Genomic DNA, 16,174 nt, shown 5'->3' on the forward strand with positions numbered 1-16,174 from the left:
GAGGAGCCCCCATGATCCTCGAGACGTTCCACTACGACCGGGAGACCAGGAAGTGGTCGGTGCGGGTGCTGCCCGTGCTCGACAGCGACCGGACGCTGGTGCTGGCGTTCGGCGCGCCGGAGTTCCTGGACGACCCCGGCGCGATCCGTGAGCTGCGGCGGGCGTACCCGCGGTCGCACATGGTGGGGTGCTCGAGCGCGGGGGAGATCGCGGGCACGTCGGTGTGCGACGGGACGCTGACGGTGGCGGTTGCGCGGTTCGAGCGCACGACGCTGGCGACGGCGCAGGTGGAGGTGTCGAGCGCGTCGGACTCGTTCGCAGCAGGGCAGGCGCTGGCGCGGAAGCTGGAGCGGCGGGGGCTTCGCGGCGTGCTGGTGCTGTCGGAGGGTCTCGGGGTGAACGGCAGCCAGCTCGTGCGCGGGCTGAACTCGGTGCTGCCCGAGTCGGTGGTGGTGGCGGGCGGGCTGTCGGGGGACGGGACGCGGTTCCAGCGGACGTGGGTGTGCCTCGGGGACACGGTGCGCAGCGGGGTGGTGGCGGCCGTGGGGCTGTACGGCGAGCACGTGGTGATCCAGCACGGCTCGAAGGGGGGCTGGGACAAGTTCGGTCCGGAGCGTGTGATCACGCGCTCGTCGGGGAACGTCTTGTACGAGCTCGACGGTCGGCCGGCGCTGTCGCTGTACAAGGAGTACCTCGGGGACAAGGCGGCGGAGCTGCCTGCGTCGGCGCTGTTGTTCCCGCTGGCGCTGCGGGCGACGGCGCAGGACGAGAAGGCGCTGGTGCGGACGGTGCTTGCGGTCGACCACGAGGCGCAGTCGATGACGTTCGCGGGGGACGTGCCGGAGGGTCAGCTCGTGCAGCTGATGAAGGCGGACTTCGAGCGGCTGATCGGGGGCGCGGAGCAGGCGGCGCGCTCGGCGAGCGAGGCGGGGAGGGCGGCGGGCGACAGCGCGCTGGCGATCGCGATCAGCTGCGTGGGTCGGCGGATCGTGCTGGGGGACCGGGCCGAGGAGGAGGTGGAGGCGGTGCTGGACGTGCTGCCGAAGGGCACGCGCGTGACGGGGTTCTACTCGTACGGCGAGATCTCGCCCTACGCGACCGGCCACTGCGACCTGCACAACCAGACGATGACCCTCACCGTCCTCTCCGAGTCGCTCACGCTGCTCGCGCGGGGCGATGGCCCGCGCGAGCGGCGGCCGCGCGCCGCGAAGCGGCCGCCGGAGGTGGCCGCGCGCGTCGTCGCGCAGCCTGCGGGCGGCATGGCCGAGTTCGAGGAGCTCGAGATCGCGTCCGACACCAGCTTCGACCCGCTGTCTCCCGCGTCGAGCGCGTCGATCGGGATGCGGCTCGAGACGTTCTCCTTCTCGCGCGAGACGGGCCGGTGGTCGGTGCGGGTGCTGCCCGCGCTCGACAGCGACCGGACGCTGGTGCTGGCGTTCGGTGCGCCGGAGTTCCTGGACGACCCCGGCGCGATCCGTGAGCTGCGGCGTGCGTACCCGAGATCGCACATGGTGGGGTGCTCGAGCGCGGGGGAGATCGCGGGCACGTCGGTGTGCGACGGGACGCTGACGGTGGCGGTTGCGCGGTTCGAGCGCACGACGCTGGCGACGGCGCAGGTGGAGGTGTCGAGCGCGTCGGACTCGTTCGCAGCAGGGCAGGCGCTGGCGCGGAAGCTGGAGCGGCGGGGGCTTCGCGGCGTGCTGGTGCTGTCGGAGGGTCTCGGGGTGAACGGCAGCCAGCTCGTGCGCGGGCTGAACTCGGTGCTGCCCGAGTCGGTGGTGGTGGCGGGCGGGCTGTCGGGGGATGGGACGCGGTTCCAGCGGACGTGGGTGTGCCTCGGGGACACGGTGCGCAGCGGGGTGGTGGCGGCCGTGGGGCTGTACGGCGAGCACGTGGTGATCCAGCACGGCTCGAAGGGGGGCTGGGACAAGTTCGGTCCGGAGCGTGTGATCACGCGCTCGTCGGGGAACGTCTTGTACGAGCTCGACGGTCGGCCGGCGCTGTCGCTGTACAAGGAGTACCTCGGGGACAAGGCGGCGGAGCTGCCTGCGTCGGCGCTGTTGTTCCCGCTGGCGCTGCGGGCGACGGCGCAGGACGAGAAGGCGCTGGTGCGTACGGTGCTTGCGGTCGACCACGAGGCGCAGTCGATGACGTTCGCGGGGGACGTGCCGGAAGGTCAGCTCGTGCAGCTGATGAAGGCGGACTTCGAGCGGCTGATCGGGGGCGCGGAGCAGGCGGCGCGCTCGGCGAGCGAGGCGGGGCGTGCGGCGGGCGACAGCGCGCTGGCGATCGCGATCAGCTGCGTGGGCCGGCGGATCGTGCTGGGGGACCGGGCCGAGGAGGAGGTGGAGGCGGTGCTGGACGTGCTGCCGAAGGGCACGCGCGTGACGGGGTTCTACTCGTACGGCGAGATCTCGCCCTACGCGACCGGCCACTGCGACCTGCACAACCAGACGATGACCCTCACCGTCCTCTCCGAGTCGCTCACGACGCTGCCGAGGCTCGACGGCGCCGGTCGCGCCGAACGCGCCGCGCCGACGCCGCGCACCGCGCACGACGGTGACGAGGCGCGGCCCACCATCCGGGTGCCGGCGAACGGCCACCGCGCGTCGCGCCCCCTGCTCTCCGGGCCCGCCTCGGGGCCTGTCTCCTCGGGGCGCCTGCCCACCGCCGTGGACCGGTCGTCGTCGTCGCCGCCCTTCCCGGCGCAGCGCGCCGCGCCGACGCGGAGCGTCCCGCCCGCCGGCGCCGCCGGCCGCCACGACAGCCTCGTCTTCGACCGGCGCAAGGTCGGCGACGTCCTCGTCGTCCGGCTCGCCGGGCGCATGACCGAGTCGTTCAAGGGCGCGGCGCTCGCCCGGGAGCTCGACGGCAAGGTCCTGCTCGACCTCGCCGGCGTCGAGCGCATCACCTCGTTCGGCGTCCGCGAGTGGCTCCAGATGATCCAGGCGGCCCAGCCCCGGCTCCGCGCCCTCTACCTCGCGCGCTGCTCCGAGCCGGTCATCCACCAGATCAGCATGATCCGGCGGTTCGCCGGCAGCGGGCAGGTCGTCTCGTTCTACGCGCCCTACTGCTGCGAGTCGTGCGGCGCCCAGTTCGAGCGGCTCGTCGACTGCGCCCACGACGCCGCCTCGCTCGCCGAGGGCAAGCCGCCCGACGCCGTGTGCCCTCGCTGCGGCGGCGCCGGCGCCTTCGACGACGACGCGCCCACCTACTTCGGGTTCGTCACGCAGCACGGCGCCGGCGCGATCTCGCCGGAGGTGCGGTCGATCCTGCTCGAGCTCGAGAAGGGCGACGACCCTGTCGGCGGCGACGCGGTGGAGAAGTCGGTCGAGGGGCGCGTCACGCGGCTCAAGGTCGGGAGCAGGATGACCGCCTCGCTCCGCTGGAGCCGCATCATCGACGGCCTCGAGGGCCAGGTCGTCTTCGACCTGAGCAGCGTCCCCGGCGTCACCTCCGACGGCGCGGCGCGCTTCGAGGCGGCGCTCCGCAAGCTCGACGGCGCGGTCGAGGCGGTCCGCATCGAGGGCTGTCCCCGGCTGCTCGCCGAGCGCATGGCGAGCCCCACCTGGCCGCAGCTCGCGCGCGTCGAGTCCGCGGTCGTCGAGGGCCGCTGCGCGTCGTGCGGCGCGATCCGGGCCGCGCTCGTCGAGGTCGACCGGCAGGCCGACCTGCTCCGCAGCGGCCACGACCCGAGCGCCACGTGCAAGCGCTGCAACGCGCCGCTCGCCTTCGACGGCTCCCGCTCGCTGCTCTACCTGCTCGGCGCCCACGCCGCGCGCCCGCCCTCGGCCCCGCCGCCCGCCCCCCCGCAGGCGAGCTCGTCGCCGGCGCCGCAGCCGCCGGCCGCGCCCGCGCCGCAGCCGCCGGCCGCGCCCGCGCCGTCGCAGCAGCCCGCCGGCGCGGGCGCGAGCGCGGCGTTCCTCGCGCTGCTCGCGGCGGTCGCGCTCGTGGCCGTCCTCTTCGCGTCCTTTCGCGGCGGCCGGAGCCCCGCCGCGCCGCCCGCCGGCGCCGAGGCCGCGCGAGCCGCCGCGTCCCCCGCGCCCGCCGCCCCGCCGCCCGCGTCCTCCGCGACGCCAGCGCGCGCGCCGGCGCCGCCCGCGAGCGGCCGGGCGCCCTCGGGCTGGTCGTCGATCGACGACCTCCCGCCCCCGTGGGTGGAGCGGCCGTTCGTCATCGAGGGCGACAGCGTCCTCGCCGTCGGTCACGGCGGCCCCGCGGCCAGCGAGGCGGAGGCGCTCGCCGCGGCGCGCAACAGCGCGATCGAGCGCCTCGCGTCCGGCCTCGCCGGCGAGCTCTCCAGCGCTCCCGTCGCCGAGCTCCTGGCGGCGCAGCCGCCGGACGAGACCCCCCCGGCGCAGCGCGCCGAGGTCGCCGAGCGCATCGCCGGGCGCTACCTCGCCCAGGTCGGATCGTTCGCGACGCCCGAGCGCGTCGACGCCATCGTCCGGCGGGAGGGCGGCGGCGTCGTCGCCTTCGCGCGCTACAAGCTGCCCCGGCCGAGCTTCGAGGCGGCCGCGGAGAGCTACCGCCGGACGGCCACGTTCCAGGGGCTCACCGTGGCGCGCCTCTTCCCCCGGCTCGCGGCGGGCGTCCGCACCGCCGGCGACCTCGTCGTCGTCGCGGTGGAGCGCCCCCGGCGCGGCGCGGATCCGGAGATCGCCGCGGGGGACATCGTCCTCTCGGTCGACGATCGCGCTGTCCAGTCCGTGGAGGCCTTCGGGAAGGCCACGGCGGACGCGTGGGCGCGCACCGCGCCCGGTGGTACGGTATCGCTCCAGATCGAGTCGCGCGGCGCGCGCCGCAGCGTGCGCTTCGCGAAGTCCCAGGTCGCCGACCCTCGATGAGCACCATGACCGCCAGCCGTGCTCCCGGACGAGTGACGCTGCCGGCCCGCGCGGCGGAGGCGGGCGCATGAGCGAGCGCCACGCCGCCGGCCCGATGAGCGCCGCGTCGCGCCGCCCCACGACGCTCGGCAGGTACCGCCTGCTCAAGAAGATCGGCATGGGCGGGATGGCCGAGATCTGGGTCGCCTCCGTCGCGGGCATCTCGGGCGTGCGGAAGATCTGCGTGGTCAAGCAGATCCTCCCGCACCTCGCCGACAGCCCCGAGTTCGTGCGGATGTTCCTCGACGAGGCGCGCATCGCCGCGACCCTGGACCACCCCAACCTGGTCCAGATGTACGACATCGAGGAGGTCGACGGCGTCCCGGTGATCGCCATGGAGTACCTCCACGGCGAGGATCTCCGGACGATCAAGAAGTCGCTCAGGACGGCGAACCGGCGGATGCCTGTCGAGCACGCGATCACGATCGCGGCCGGCGTCGCGGCCGGGCTGCACTACGCCCACGAGAAGGTCGGCTTCGACGGCAAGCCGCTCGACATCGTCCACCGCGACGTGTCCCCGCACAACGTGTTCGTCACCTACGACGGGGCCGTGAAGATCCTCGACTTCGGGATCGCGAAGGCGGCGAACCGGGTCAACGAGACGCGCGACGGCGCGCTCAAGGGCAAGGTCCCGTACATGTCGCCCGAGCAGTGCACGAGCGAGAAGCTCGATCGCCGGAGCGACATCTACTCGGTGGGCATCCTGCTCTACGAGATGTCGACGGGCAGCCGGCTGTTCCGGCGCGGCGCCACCGAGTTCGAGCTGATGCGGGCGATCGTCGAGGACCCGGTGATGCCGCCGAGCCAGGTGAGCACCGACTACCCGCCGGAGCTGGAGCGCATCGTGCTCCGGTGCCTCGAGCGCGACCGGGAGAAGCGGTACGCGACGGCGCGGGATCTGCAGATCGACCTCGAGGCCTTCGCGCGGGAGCAGCGGCTGGCGACCTCGGCGCTCGCGCTGTCGTCGTTCATGTCGGAGCTGTTCGGCCAGCGGGTGGAGGCCTGGCGGGGCGCGCTCGCCTCGGAGTCGGAGCTCCTGTCGCACATCGTCGAGAAGCAGGCGTCGATGCAGAACGACGACTCCTTCGCGGGCGAGCTCGACGCCGCCGCCTCGCCGTCGAGCCTCCGCGCGACCGAGCGCCCCGGCGGGGCGGCGACGAAGCGGTCGGCGCCGCTCTTCTCCTCTGCGTCGCGGATCGAGGCGGCGCGCGACGCCGACCCGCCGCCGCCGCGCTCCAGGCGGCACCCGTCGCTGTCGTCGTCGCCGGACACCCTCGTCGAGGTGGAGCCCGAGGGCGCGCACGGGCACGCGCCCCGCGCGCTCACGGTGACCCGGCGCAGGCTGGGCGACCTCTTGATCGTCTCGATGTCGGGGCGGATGACCGAGGAGCTCCAGGGGCTCGCGGTCGCGCGGGGCATCACCGGCCGCGTGCTGTTCGATCTCGGCGGGGTGCAGCGGGTCACGTCGTTCGGCGTGCGCGAGTGGATGGCGATGCTGGCCGAGGTCTCGCTGAACGCGTCCGAGATCTACGTCGCCCGCTGCACCGAGCCGCTCGTGAACCAGGTCAGCATGATCCGCCGGTTCTTCGGCGACGGGCGCGTCGTGTCCTTCTACGGCCCGTACCGGTGCGAGCGCTGCGGCCACGCCTTCGATCGGCTGTTCGACTGCGATCGGGACGCGCGCGTGGTCAGGACGCACGAGCCGCCCGCGAGCCCTTGCCCGCGCTGCGGCGGGGCGGCGGTGTTCGACGACGACGCCGAGAGCTACTTCGCGTTCGCGGTCAGCCACGCGGGGATCCAGCTCCCGCACGACGTGCGGGTGGCGCTCGACGAGATCGCGCGGCTCGACGCCGGCGCGCACGAGGCGATCGAGAAGACGGTGGACGAGCGCGGGACGCGCATCCGCGTGCGTTGCAACCTCGACGCGCAGGTCCGGTGGAAGCGCGCGCTCGACGGGATCGAGGGCGACCTGGTGCTCGATCTCGCGGGCGCGGCGGGGGCGACGCCCGAGGGGGTGAGGGCGCTCGAGCTGTCGCTCCGCGCGCTGGGCGACGAGGTGACGTCGATCCGGATCGAGGGCTGTCCTGTCGCGCTGCTCGATCACCTCGCCTCGGCGAGGCCCCCGCTGCGGGCGGCGGTGGTCACGGCGCTCGTGGACGGCGTCTGCGCGCGGTGCAACGCGCCGAGGCAGACGCTGCTCGACGTGAAGGAGGCTGCCCAGGCCGCGCTCGAGGGCCGGGAGCCGTACATGCCGTGCAAGCGGTGCAACGCGCCGCTCTCGTTCGCGTCGCTCCTTCCGGTGCTGAAGCGGCTCGCCGCCGCCCCGGAGCCGCCGCGCGCCCCGGCCGGGGAGGCCGCGGCGGCGATGCGCCCCGCCGCGGAGGCGGGCGCGGCGGCGGCGTCGGCGAGGCGCCCCGAGGCGGCGTCGGGAGCGCCGTCGGCGCCGGGAGCGCCGTCGGCGTCGGGGGTGGCGTCGTCGCCGGCGGTGTCGTCGGCGCGGGGGGCGCCGTCGACGCGCTCGCGGACCCGGGGCTCGGCCGCGCAGGCGTCCGCGGCGAACGGCCCCGGCGCGCGCTGGGCATTCGCGGCGGTCGGGGTGTCGGCGGCGCTGTTGCTCCTCAGCGTGGCCTTCGCGATCCGGGGCTGGGGTCGCCCGCGCCCCGCGGCGAGCGCAGGAGCGGCTTCCGCGGCGAGCGCAGGAGCGGCTTCCGCGGCGAGCGCAAGAGCGGCTTCCGCGGCGAGCGCAGGAGCGGCTTCCGCGGCGAGCGCGGGGCGCGCGGCGCTGCCGGCCGAGGAGAGGCCCCCCTGGATGCAGCGCCCGTTCACCGTCGAGGGCGACGCGGTCTTCGTGGTCGGCGAGGGCACCGGCGAGAGCCGGGAGGCGGCGCTGTCGGTCGCGCGCGCCGACGCGATCTCCCGGCTCGCGAGCCACGTGGCGCCGGCGCTCGCGGGGTCGGAGGCGTACGCCTTCCTCCAGGCGCGTGGCGGCGGCGAGCGGCGCGCCGGCATGGCGGAGGCCGAGGCGAACCGCTACCTGAAGCAGGTCGGCGCGTTCGCGACCCCCGAGCGCGTCGACGCGCGCTTCCAGGAGCGTGACGGCGCCGTCGTGGCGGTCGCGCGCTACCGCATGCGCAAGGACAGCTTCGACGCCGCCGTGCAGAGCTACCGGAGGACGGTGAGCGCGCTCGGGCTCACCGCGGCGCCCATCTTCCCGCTGCTCGAAGGCGAGCTGAAGACGAGCGGAGACGCCGTCGTGGTCGCCGTGGAGGACGCCGGCCCCGCGGCGTCCGCGGGCGTGCGCGTCGGCGACGTGGTGGTCGCCGTCGACGGCAGGCCGCTCGCCAACTTTGACGCGTTGCGTTATTGGCTGCAGAGCACCCGGAAGAGCGGCGCGGTCGAGCTCACGGTCGAGTCGGCCGGTGCGCGGCGGACCGTCGCGATCAAGAGGCCGGGCGGGGTGCAGGACGGCGGCTGAGCGAGCGGTGGCGGCTCCGCTCCGTCGCTATCGAGGCGAGCGCCGCGCGCGGTGGACGAGCTCCTGGCGAGCTCCTGATGGAGCAGCGAACGCCCGCGGCGCGCGGCCAGCGGTCGCGCGGTCGCGCGGTCGCGCGACCTAGGTGGTGTTGCTCTTCGACGCCGCTGAATTCGACGCGAGCGCCTCCGCGGGCGCCGCGCGCGCAGGGGGCCTACGGTATGCTGGAGAACGCGGCGCGGCGCTCTCGGTCGGAGGTCTCGAACATGCGCGGCCTGGAAGAGATCCAAGGGCTGGAGGTCGGAACCCTGATCGCGGGCAAGTACCGCGTGAACCGGCTGCTCGCCAGGGGCGCGATGGGCGCGGTGGTCGCCGCGACGCACGTGGATCTCGGCGAGCTCCGGGCCATCAAGCTGCTGTTGCCGTCCACGGCCGCCGATCCGGAGATGTGCGCGCGTTTCCTCCGGGAGGCGCGGATCGCGGCGCGGCTCAGGAGCGAGCACGCGGTCAAGGTGCACGAGGTCGGCCGGATCGAGGGCGGCCTTCCCTTCCTGGTCATGGAGTTCCTCGCCGGCCGCGATCTCCGGGTCATCCGCAAGAAGCGGGGCCCGTTGCCCGTCGAGGAGGCGACGCTCTACGTGATCCAGGCCTGCGACGCGCTCGCGGAGGCCCACGCCCTCGGCCTCGTGCACCGCGACGTGAAGCCGGCCAACCTCTTCTTGACGCGCGCGCGCGACGGCTCGCCGTGCATCAAGGTGCTCGATTTCGGCGTCTCGAAGGTCGCGGTGTCGGGCGCGGCATCGGCGGAGTTCGGGGAGACGCAGACGAGCACGGGCCAGATGCTCGGGACCCCGCACTACATGCCGCCCGAGCAGATGCGCGGCCAGCGCGACGTCGACGCGCGCGCGGACATCTGGGCGATCGGCTCGCTGCTCTACGTCCTGCTCACGGGCCGCTATCCCATGCATGCGCGTTCGGTCGAGACCGTCTCGCTCGTGCTCGGGGGCAAGTTCGTCCCGCCGCCGCCGTCGGAGGTCCGGCGCGGGCTCACCCCGGAGATCGATCCGATCATCCTGCGTTGCCTCGAGCGCGACCGCGACCGACGCTGGCCCGACGTGGCCGAGCTGGTGCTGGCGCTCCGCCCGTTCGCGCCGCCGGCTGCCGAGCCGCTGATCGAGCGCATCCAGCGCGTCCTCCGCGAGGGGCCCGGCCACGCGCCGGCCAGCGCGCGCGTCCTCCCGGACGGCGCGGACGCGGCGGACGGCGGCTCGATCCCGCCGGCCTCCGGTCCCTCGACGGCGGGTGTCGTGATCGCGCTGCACCGGGCGGACCCGCTCCCTGTCGTCGCGCTGCCCGAGGTGCCGAGGGCGGCGGTTGCGGCAGGGGCGCCGGGCGAGGCGGCCGCCGCGCCGGGAAGGGCGCGCGACGCGGCCGCCGGCGCCGGGGTGCCGAGCGAGGCCGCCACGGGGGCGGACGAGACCGCCAGGGGGGCCGGCGGCCCGGGCGCGGCGGCGCCGGTCGGCGCTGCGGCGGCGAGCGAGCCTGCCGCGGCCCTGGGCAGGTGGCGCGTCGAGGCGGCCCCCGCGGACATGGAGCTCGTCGACTGGCGTCCGCGCGGCGCCCTGTCGGCGCGGCTCGGGCGGCTGGTCTCGCCCTCGAGGGCGGGCTTCGGGGCGGCGGCGCTGACCGCGGCGTTCGTGGCCGTGGTGCTCGTGAGCGGCGAGCGGCGTGCGGGGCAATCGGAGCCGCCGGAGAGAGCCGAGCCCTCGGAGCGATGGTCCGGGGCTCGCGCCTCCGGGCCATCCCCGGAGGACGCACCCGTGACCGCGGCGGGCGTCGTCGATCCCCCTGGTCAGGCCTCCCCGGCGGCCGCGGCCCCCTCCGCGTCGTCGTCGTCGGGGCCGGCGGCGGGCACCCAGCGCGAGGAGCCTCGGGATCAGGCCCGGCGCGTCGAGCACGGCACCCCTGCGCGCTCCGCGCCCGCGCCGAAGCTCCCCGCGAGCAGGAGCGTCCCGGCTCCCGGTTCCTCCGCGCGGCGGCAGGCGATCTCGGTCAGCGCTGCTCCGCGATGACGCTGCGACAGGCGATCTCGGCCAGCGCTGCTCCGCGATGACGCGGCGGAGGGCGACTCCCGTGCTTCCTGCGGAATCCCCTGATTTGCAGCCCTTCTCAGCAGAGAAATTGAACAGGGAGGCGGGGAGTATTTGAAGATTTTTCTCTCTCTCGTCTCCCCGCCTCCCCGCCTCCCCGCCTCCCTGTAAATCTTTCGAAGAATTCGAGGGGATGCCTGGGCAGAGTTCGAGGGGACGCCTCGGCAGAGTTCGAGGGGACGCCTCGGCAGAGTTCGAGGGGACGCCTCGGCCGTGCTTCGAGAGACGGCGATTCCGTGTCGCGGCGGAGGGCGACTCCCGTGCTGCGGAGCGCGCGACTCCTGCGGGTAGGGGAGAGGCGCCCTCCGGGGGCGGATGAGGCGGACTCGACGTCTCATCCGCCCGAAGCGGCGGGCTGCGTCACTTGCTCTGGCCGATGACGCCGCAACCGATGCGGCCTCCGGCGTTGCCGGCGGGCTGGCTGCCGTCGTCCTGCTTCTCGTGGACGATGATGGCGCGGCCGAGGAAGGAGTTCGGAGCGCCCTGCTTGAGGCTCGCGCCCTTCGCGACGATCTCGTGGGTGCCGGTGCCGTCGGCCTTGACCTCGATGTTGCCGAGATCCCCGAGGTGGTGGGCCGAGGCGTCGGGGAGGCCGTGCTGGTGGTTGTCGGGGTTGTAGTGCGCGCCCGCGCTCTTCGCGTCCGGCGCGCTGCAATCGCCCGTCTCGTGCACGTGCACGGCGATCTTGCCCTTGGGGGCCCCCGAGACGTTGACGGTGACCTTCACGCCGCCGTCGACCTCGGCGAACGTCGCCGAGCCCTTGAGCTTTGATTTGGTCCGCGCCTCGATGGGCACCTCGACCGTCACCGGCGCCGCGGCCGCGGGCGCCGAGCTGCCGCCCTCGGGGGTGGCCGCGGCCTCGGGCGCGGGCTCCGCGGGCGCGGCGGGCGCGGCGGGCGTCTCCGGCGCCGGCTGCGCCGGCTGGGCGGGGACGTCGGGGACCGCAGGAGCCGGCTCGGGGGACCCGCCGCACGCGGCGACGGCGAGGGCGAACGAGGCGAGCAGCGAGAGAGAGTGGGCCGGTTTCATCACAGCAAGACCTCCAGGTTCGTGAAGCGTTGGACCTGCGCCGTCTCGTAGAGCGGACCCGGCTTGCGATCAATCGGCGAGCTCGACAATCGTCAGGTGACGTCACCGGCGCGGCCGATAGGGAGATGAGATAAGGCAGACGAGATACGGTGATGCACCGGGGGCGTGAAGGAATTTCCTGAAGCCACGCGCGCTCATCGATGCTCTCGGCGGAGCCCGGCGACCGGCTCCGCGGCGGGATGCCGCGAGCTCCCCCCAGGGCGAGGGCGAGCCACCGGGGGGGCCCCGGTCACGGCGGCACGAGCGCCGCCGATGAGCTGTCGTGAAGGGTCCCGACCTCGCCGCCGGGGGAGCGAGGCGCGGAGTCTGGCTCCGCGCCCCGCGGCAGGCTCACTGCTGGGCCGGGCAGCCGATCTGCGCGGTGCCGACGACCACGTCATCGATCCACATCGTGCGGGGCTCGTCGCTCTGGTAGGACTCCCAGCCGAAGCCGATGCTGGAGAAGGTCGGCGCGGTCCACTCGTAGTTCTCGATGTTGTTGGCGCAGCCCTGGCCGGTCCCGGACATCTTGAGCTCGGTGATCTCCGTGCCGTCCATCCAGAAGCGCATCTCGTTCTTCGGCCCGTCGAAGCTGAACTCGACGCACGTCCACTTGCCGACCGGGACCACCTTGCCCTCGGCGTGGTGCCAGCAGTCCGTCGCCGGCCCGGTCGGCGGACTGGTCCACTGCCCGGGCGTATCGTAGTTCGCCATGAGCTGGCTGCCGCCATCGATCGGATGCTGGCCGCCGTAGCGGTAGACGGCCGTGTAGGGCATCCCCTCGAAATCCTTGCCCGGAACGGTGCCCGAGCCGTCGATGATGGTCCAGTGCACGTCCGTCGCAGGCGCGGACTCGAGGAAGAACATCATGCGTCCGTGGATGACGTTGCCCTCGACCGGCAGGGCAGCCGGGTCCGCGAACTGGATCATGGCGGACTTGTAGTTGTTGTCTCCCGAGCTCTCGGGCGTGGTCACCTTGATGGACTTGGTGCCGCTGAACGCCTTCGTCGTGTCGACGGTGACGGCGGAGCCCTCCATGGCCTCGTAGACCTTCCACTTGCCGCCGGGCGCGCCCTGGCCCTCGTACGACTCGAAGTCGTCGCAGATCAGCGCGCCATCGGCACACGCCGTGTCGCCGCCGCCGCCCGCGCCGCCGCCGCCCGTGCCCGTGGTGCTGCCGCCGCCCGTGCCGCTGCCGGTGGTGCTGCCGCCGCCCGTGCCGGTGGTGCTGCCGCCGCCCGAGCCGGTCGACGTCGATGTCGCCGTCGCGCCGCCGCCGTCGTCATCCGAGCACGCGGCCGCGCCCATTCCAGCGCTCGCGAGCAGGCCCATCAAGCTAATGCAATATCGAAGCTTCATGTTCGTTCTGTCCTCCGCGGCGACTATGCACGAGGGCATGGCGCGGTTCAAGAACGAATGCTTGACCGGATCACCCGGTCCACGGGCTCGAACTCCCATGCCCCCTGCGGGTTCGGTGCTGTCTATTACCCTTGATTACCCTTGAAGGCACCCTCGGCGACTGCCCTGGAGAGCCGCCTTTCGCGCCGCCGGGAGCGCGCCTCTCCTCCTCAGGCCTCGCCCGCGCCGCCGCGCTCCGCGCCGCCCTGGGGCGCGCCGGGCGACATCGCATAGAGCCTCTCCTCTCCCTGCTTGCCCCGGATCCGCACCATCGCGGGCACCGCGCCTGCCGGGCTCCCGGCCGCGGTGAACGTCGCCTCATCCATCAGCAGGCCGCCGGCCCCGGCCTGCGCCTGGATCCGAAACGCGGTGTTCACACGATCGCCGATGATCGTGAACTCCCGCCTGCCGCTCGATCCGATGCTCGCCAGGAGGACGGGCCCTGTCGCGAGCCCGAGCCGCGTCGGGAAGGCGGGCCGCCCGTGCGCGCGCTGCTGTTCGTTGAAGTCCGCGATGGCCCGCTGGATCCGCTGCGCCGCCGCGAGCGCGTCCGGCGCGCTCCGGAAGAACGCGAGCATCCCGTCGCCCACGTACTTGTCGACCTCGCCCTGGTGGTCGTAGACGACCTGCGCCACCGTGGCCATGTACAGGCTGAGATCCGCGAGCAGCGGCCCCGGATCTTCCTGCTCCGAGAGCCGCACGAACTCCTCGACGTCGCTGACAAGCACCGTCAGCACCTCGCGCGCCGGCGGACTCGGCCTGTTCGACGACACGCTCTCCTCGATGCTCTCCCACGCCCGGTCGGACAGGTAGCCGCGCAGCGCCGCCTGCATCTGGCGGACCTGCGCGTAGCGCTCCTCGAGCTCCTTGCGCTGCCGCTCGAGCTCCCGGCGCTGCCGGTGCAAGAGGAGCTGCGTCCCCACCCGCGCCAGCACCTCGCGCAGCTCGAACGGCTTCGTCACGTAATCGACGCCGCCCGCCTCGAACGCCGCCACCTTGTCGCCGATGCCCGTCATCGCGCTCAGGAAGATGACCGGCACGTCCGCGGTCCGCGGGTCCGCCTTCAGCCGGCGGCACACCTCGTAGCCGTCCATGTGGGGCATGTTCACGTCGAGCAGGATGAGGTCCGGCGGCACCGCCGCCGCCGACATCAGCGCCATCGCGCCGCTGATCGCCGCCCGCACCTCGTAGCCCTGCGCCGTCAGCATCGAGGTGAGCAGCGACAGGTTCGCCGGCATGTCGTCCACGATCAGGATGTTCGCGGGCTCTTCCCGCGGGCGCTCCGGCCGCGCCCCGGCGTTCGGCGCGCGGGGCGCCCGCTTTGCATCGCTGTCCGTCATGACGGCTCCTCCTCGTCTGCGCTCGATAGCGCCAAGATGCTGTCGAAGCGATACCCCCGCGCGAGCTCGGCGACCGCCCCCGCGAGCTCCGCGTCCTCCGGCCGGAACCGCTCGATCGCCGCCTGAACCGCCTTCGCGTCGAGCCGCGTCGCCGCCCGCCGGAGGTCCTTGCGCAGCGACGGGGGCAGCTCGGCCGCCGCGCGCGCGAGGTCGACGCCCCGCGCCGGGTCGACGCCGCGCGCCGGCGCCGGCCAGCCCGCCGCGTCGACCTCGCGCGCGCGGCTCTCCTGGTCGAAGCGGGCCCCGAGGTGCTTCGTCAGCAGGCCGAAGATGTCCGCGTCGCGGAGCGGCTTGCTCACGAAATCGTCGCACCCGGATTGCAGCGCGAGCGCACGATTCTGCTCGAACGCGCTCGCCGTCATCGCGACGACGACCGTCTCGCGCCCCCGCGGGCTCGACTTGATCCGGCTCGCCGCCTCGTAGCCGTCGAGCAGCGGCATGCGCAGGTCGAGCAGGACGAGGTGCGGCGCCCACGTCTCCCACTGCGCCACGGCGCCGAGCCCGTTGGTCGCGCTGCGCACCTCGACGCCCACCGAGTCGAGCAGCTTGACCAGGCAGTGGCGCACGTCCCACCGGTCGTCGACCACGAGCACGCGGTACCTCGGCTGGCCCGGCGAGAGGCCCACGACCCGCAGCGACCGCGGCGCCGCGCCGGGGCGCGCGCCCGCCGGGTCGACCAGCGTCAGGCGCACGTCGAAGCGGAGCGTCGTCCCGCGGCCGGGCTGGCTCTCCACGTGGATGTCGCCCCCCATCATCCGCACGATGCGCCGGCTGATGTGCAGGCCGAGGCCCGTGCCCTCGCGCGACCTCCGCCCGCTCGCTGTCTGCGCGAACGCCTCGAACAGCTCCGCGAGCTCGTCGTCGGCCATGCCCCGGCCGGTGTCCGTCACCTCGAACGACAGCCGCGCCCGCCCCCCCGCCGCGCCGTCGTGCGCGCCGCCCTCACGCACGCCGCCCTCACGCACGCCGGTCGCGCGGCGCGCCCACACGCGCAACGTCACCGAGCCCCTCGGCGTGAACTTCAGCGCGTTGCCGAGCAGGTTGATCAGCACCTGCCGCAGCTTCCCCTCGTCGCCGTGCACGTGCTGCGGCACGTCCTGCTCCCGCTCCACGCCGAGCGTGAGCCCCCGCTTCTGGGCCTCGACCGCGAACATCTCCGAGAGGCCCGAGAGCATCTCGTGGAGGTCGAAGTCGACCTCGGCGAGCGTCATGCGGCCGGCCTCGATCTTGGCCATCTCGAGGATGTCGTTGACGAGGCCGAGCAGGTGCTCGCCGCTCTTGCAGATGACCGCGAGGTTCTCGCGGTGCCTGTCGCCGAGCGAGCGGTCGCGCTCCATGAGCTGGGCGAAGCCGAGGACCGAGTTGAGCGGCGTCCTCAGCTCGTGGCTCATGTTGGCGAGGAACGCGCTCTTCGCCCGGCTCGCCGCCTCCGCCTCGGCCTTCGCCCGCCGCGCCTCCTCCTCGGCGCGGCGCGCCTCGACGAGCTCCTCGCAGAGCCGCTGCTCCGCGGCGCGGCTCACCGCGAGCTCCTGCGCCCTCCGCTCGAGCTCGCGCTCGCGGTCGCGGAGCCGCCGGCGGAGCGCCCAGAGGACGACCACGAGGAGCGTCGCGACGACCACGGAGGCGGAGATCCCGACAAGCTGCATGCGATGTGCCCCCACCCAGCGCACCCGCGGCGGGAGGGGCCGAGCGCCGGTCCCGTCGGAATGCAACGATCAGCGTACAGGAGTTCTGGACAGCGCGCGGCGCCCCGTTCGGTCGCGGCGCGCTGGATCACGCGCGGAGGCGCCGCGCTCGTCA

Annotated in this window: 7 protein-coding genes; 3 read left to right on the forward strand and 4 right to left on the reverse strand. The window is 74.1% G+C overall.

From position 1 onward, the window contains the following. The first annotated feature begins 11 nt into the window (after positions 1 to 11). The 3 genes from WME96_RS44535 (at position 12) to WME96_RS44545 (ending at position 10,430) form a co-directional block, all read left to right on the forward strand. Positions 12 to 4,847 (forward strand): FIST N-terminal domain-containing protein, encoded by a 4,836-nt coding sequence (locus tag WME96_RS44535; RefSeq protein WP_437287613.1) that lies wholly within the window; start codon positions 12 to 14, stop codon positions 4,845 to 4,847. Between the two features lie 67 nt (positions 4,848 to 4,914). Continuing rightward, positions 4,915 to 8,361 (forward strand): protein kinase domain-containing protein, encoded by a 3,447-nt coding sequence (locus tag WME96_RS44540; protein ID WP_437287614.1) that lies wholly within the window; start codon positions 4,915 to 4,917, stop codon positions 8,359 to 8,361. Between the two features lie 263 nt (positions 8,362 to 8,624). Then, entirely contained in the window at positions 8,625 to 10,430 is a 1,806-nt protein-coding gene (locus WME96_RS44545) for a serine/threonine-protein kinase (protein ID WP_437287615.1), read from the forward strand. Between the two features lie 438 nt (positions 10,431 to 10,868). Here WME96_RS44545 and WME96_RS44550 read toward each other — a convergent pair whose 3' ends face one another. The 4 genes from WME96_RS44550 to WME96_RS44565 form a co-directional block, all read right to left on the reverse strand. Then, on the reverse strand, positions 10,869 to 11,537 hold the full coding sequence (locus WME96_RS44550; protein WP_437287616.1) for a superoxide dismutase family protein: 669 nt from the start codon (positions 11,535 to 11,537) through the stop codon (positions 10,869 to 10,871). A 390-nt stretch (positions 11,538 to 11,927) separates the two neighbouring features. Further along, on the reverse strand, positions 11,928 to 12,935 hold the full coding sequence (locus WME96_RS44555; protein WP_437287617.1) for a hypothetical protein: 1,008 nt from the start codon (positions 12,933 to 12,935) through the stop codon (positions 11,928 to 11,930). A 209-nt stretch (positions 12,936 to 13,144) separates the two neighbouring features. Beyond that, complete coding sequence (locus WME96_RS44560; protein ID WP_433931710.1) at positions 13,145 to 14,314, reverse strand: response regulator; 1,170 nt, start codon at positions 14,312 to 14,314, stop codon at positions 13,145 to 13,147. After that, the gene (locus WME96_RS44565; protein ID WP_437287618.1) at positions 14,311 to 16,020 is read right to left on the reverse strand and encodes an ATP-binding protein; all 1,710 of its coding nucleotides are present in this window, start codon (positions 16,018 to 16,020) and stop codon (positions 14,311 to 14,313) included. Before WME96_RS44565 ends, WME96_RS44560 begins: the two co-directional genes overlap by 4 nt. Between the last annotated feature and the right edge of the window lie 154 nt (positions 16,021 to 16,174).

Source organism: Sorangium sp. So ce406 (assembly GCF_051474675.1).
Classification (GTDB): Bacteria; Myxococcota_A; Polyangia; order Polyangiales; family Polyangiaceae; genus Sorangium; species Sorangium cellulosum_G.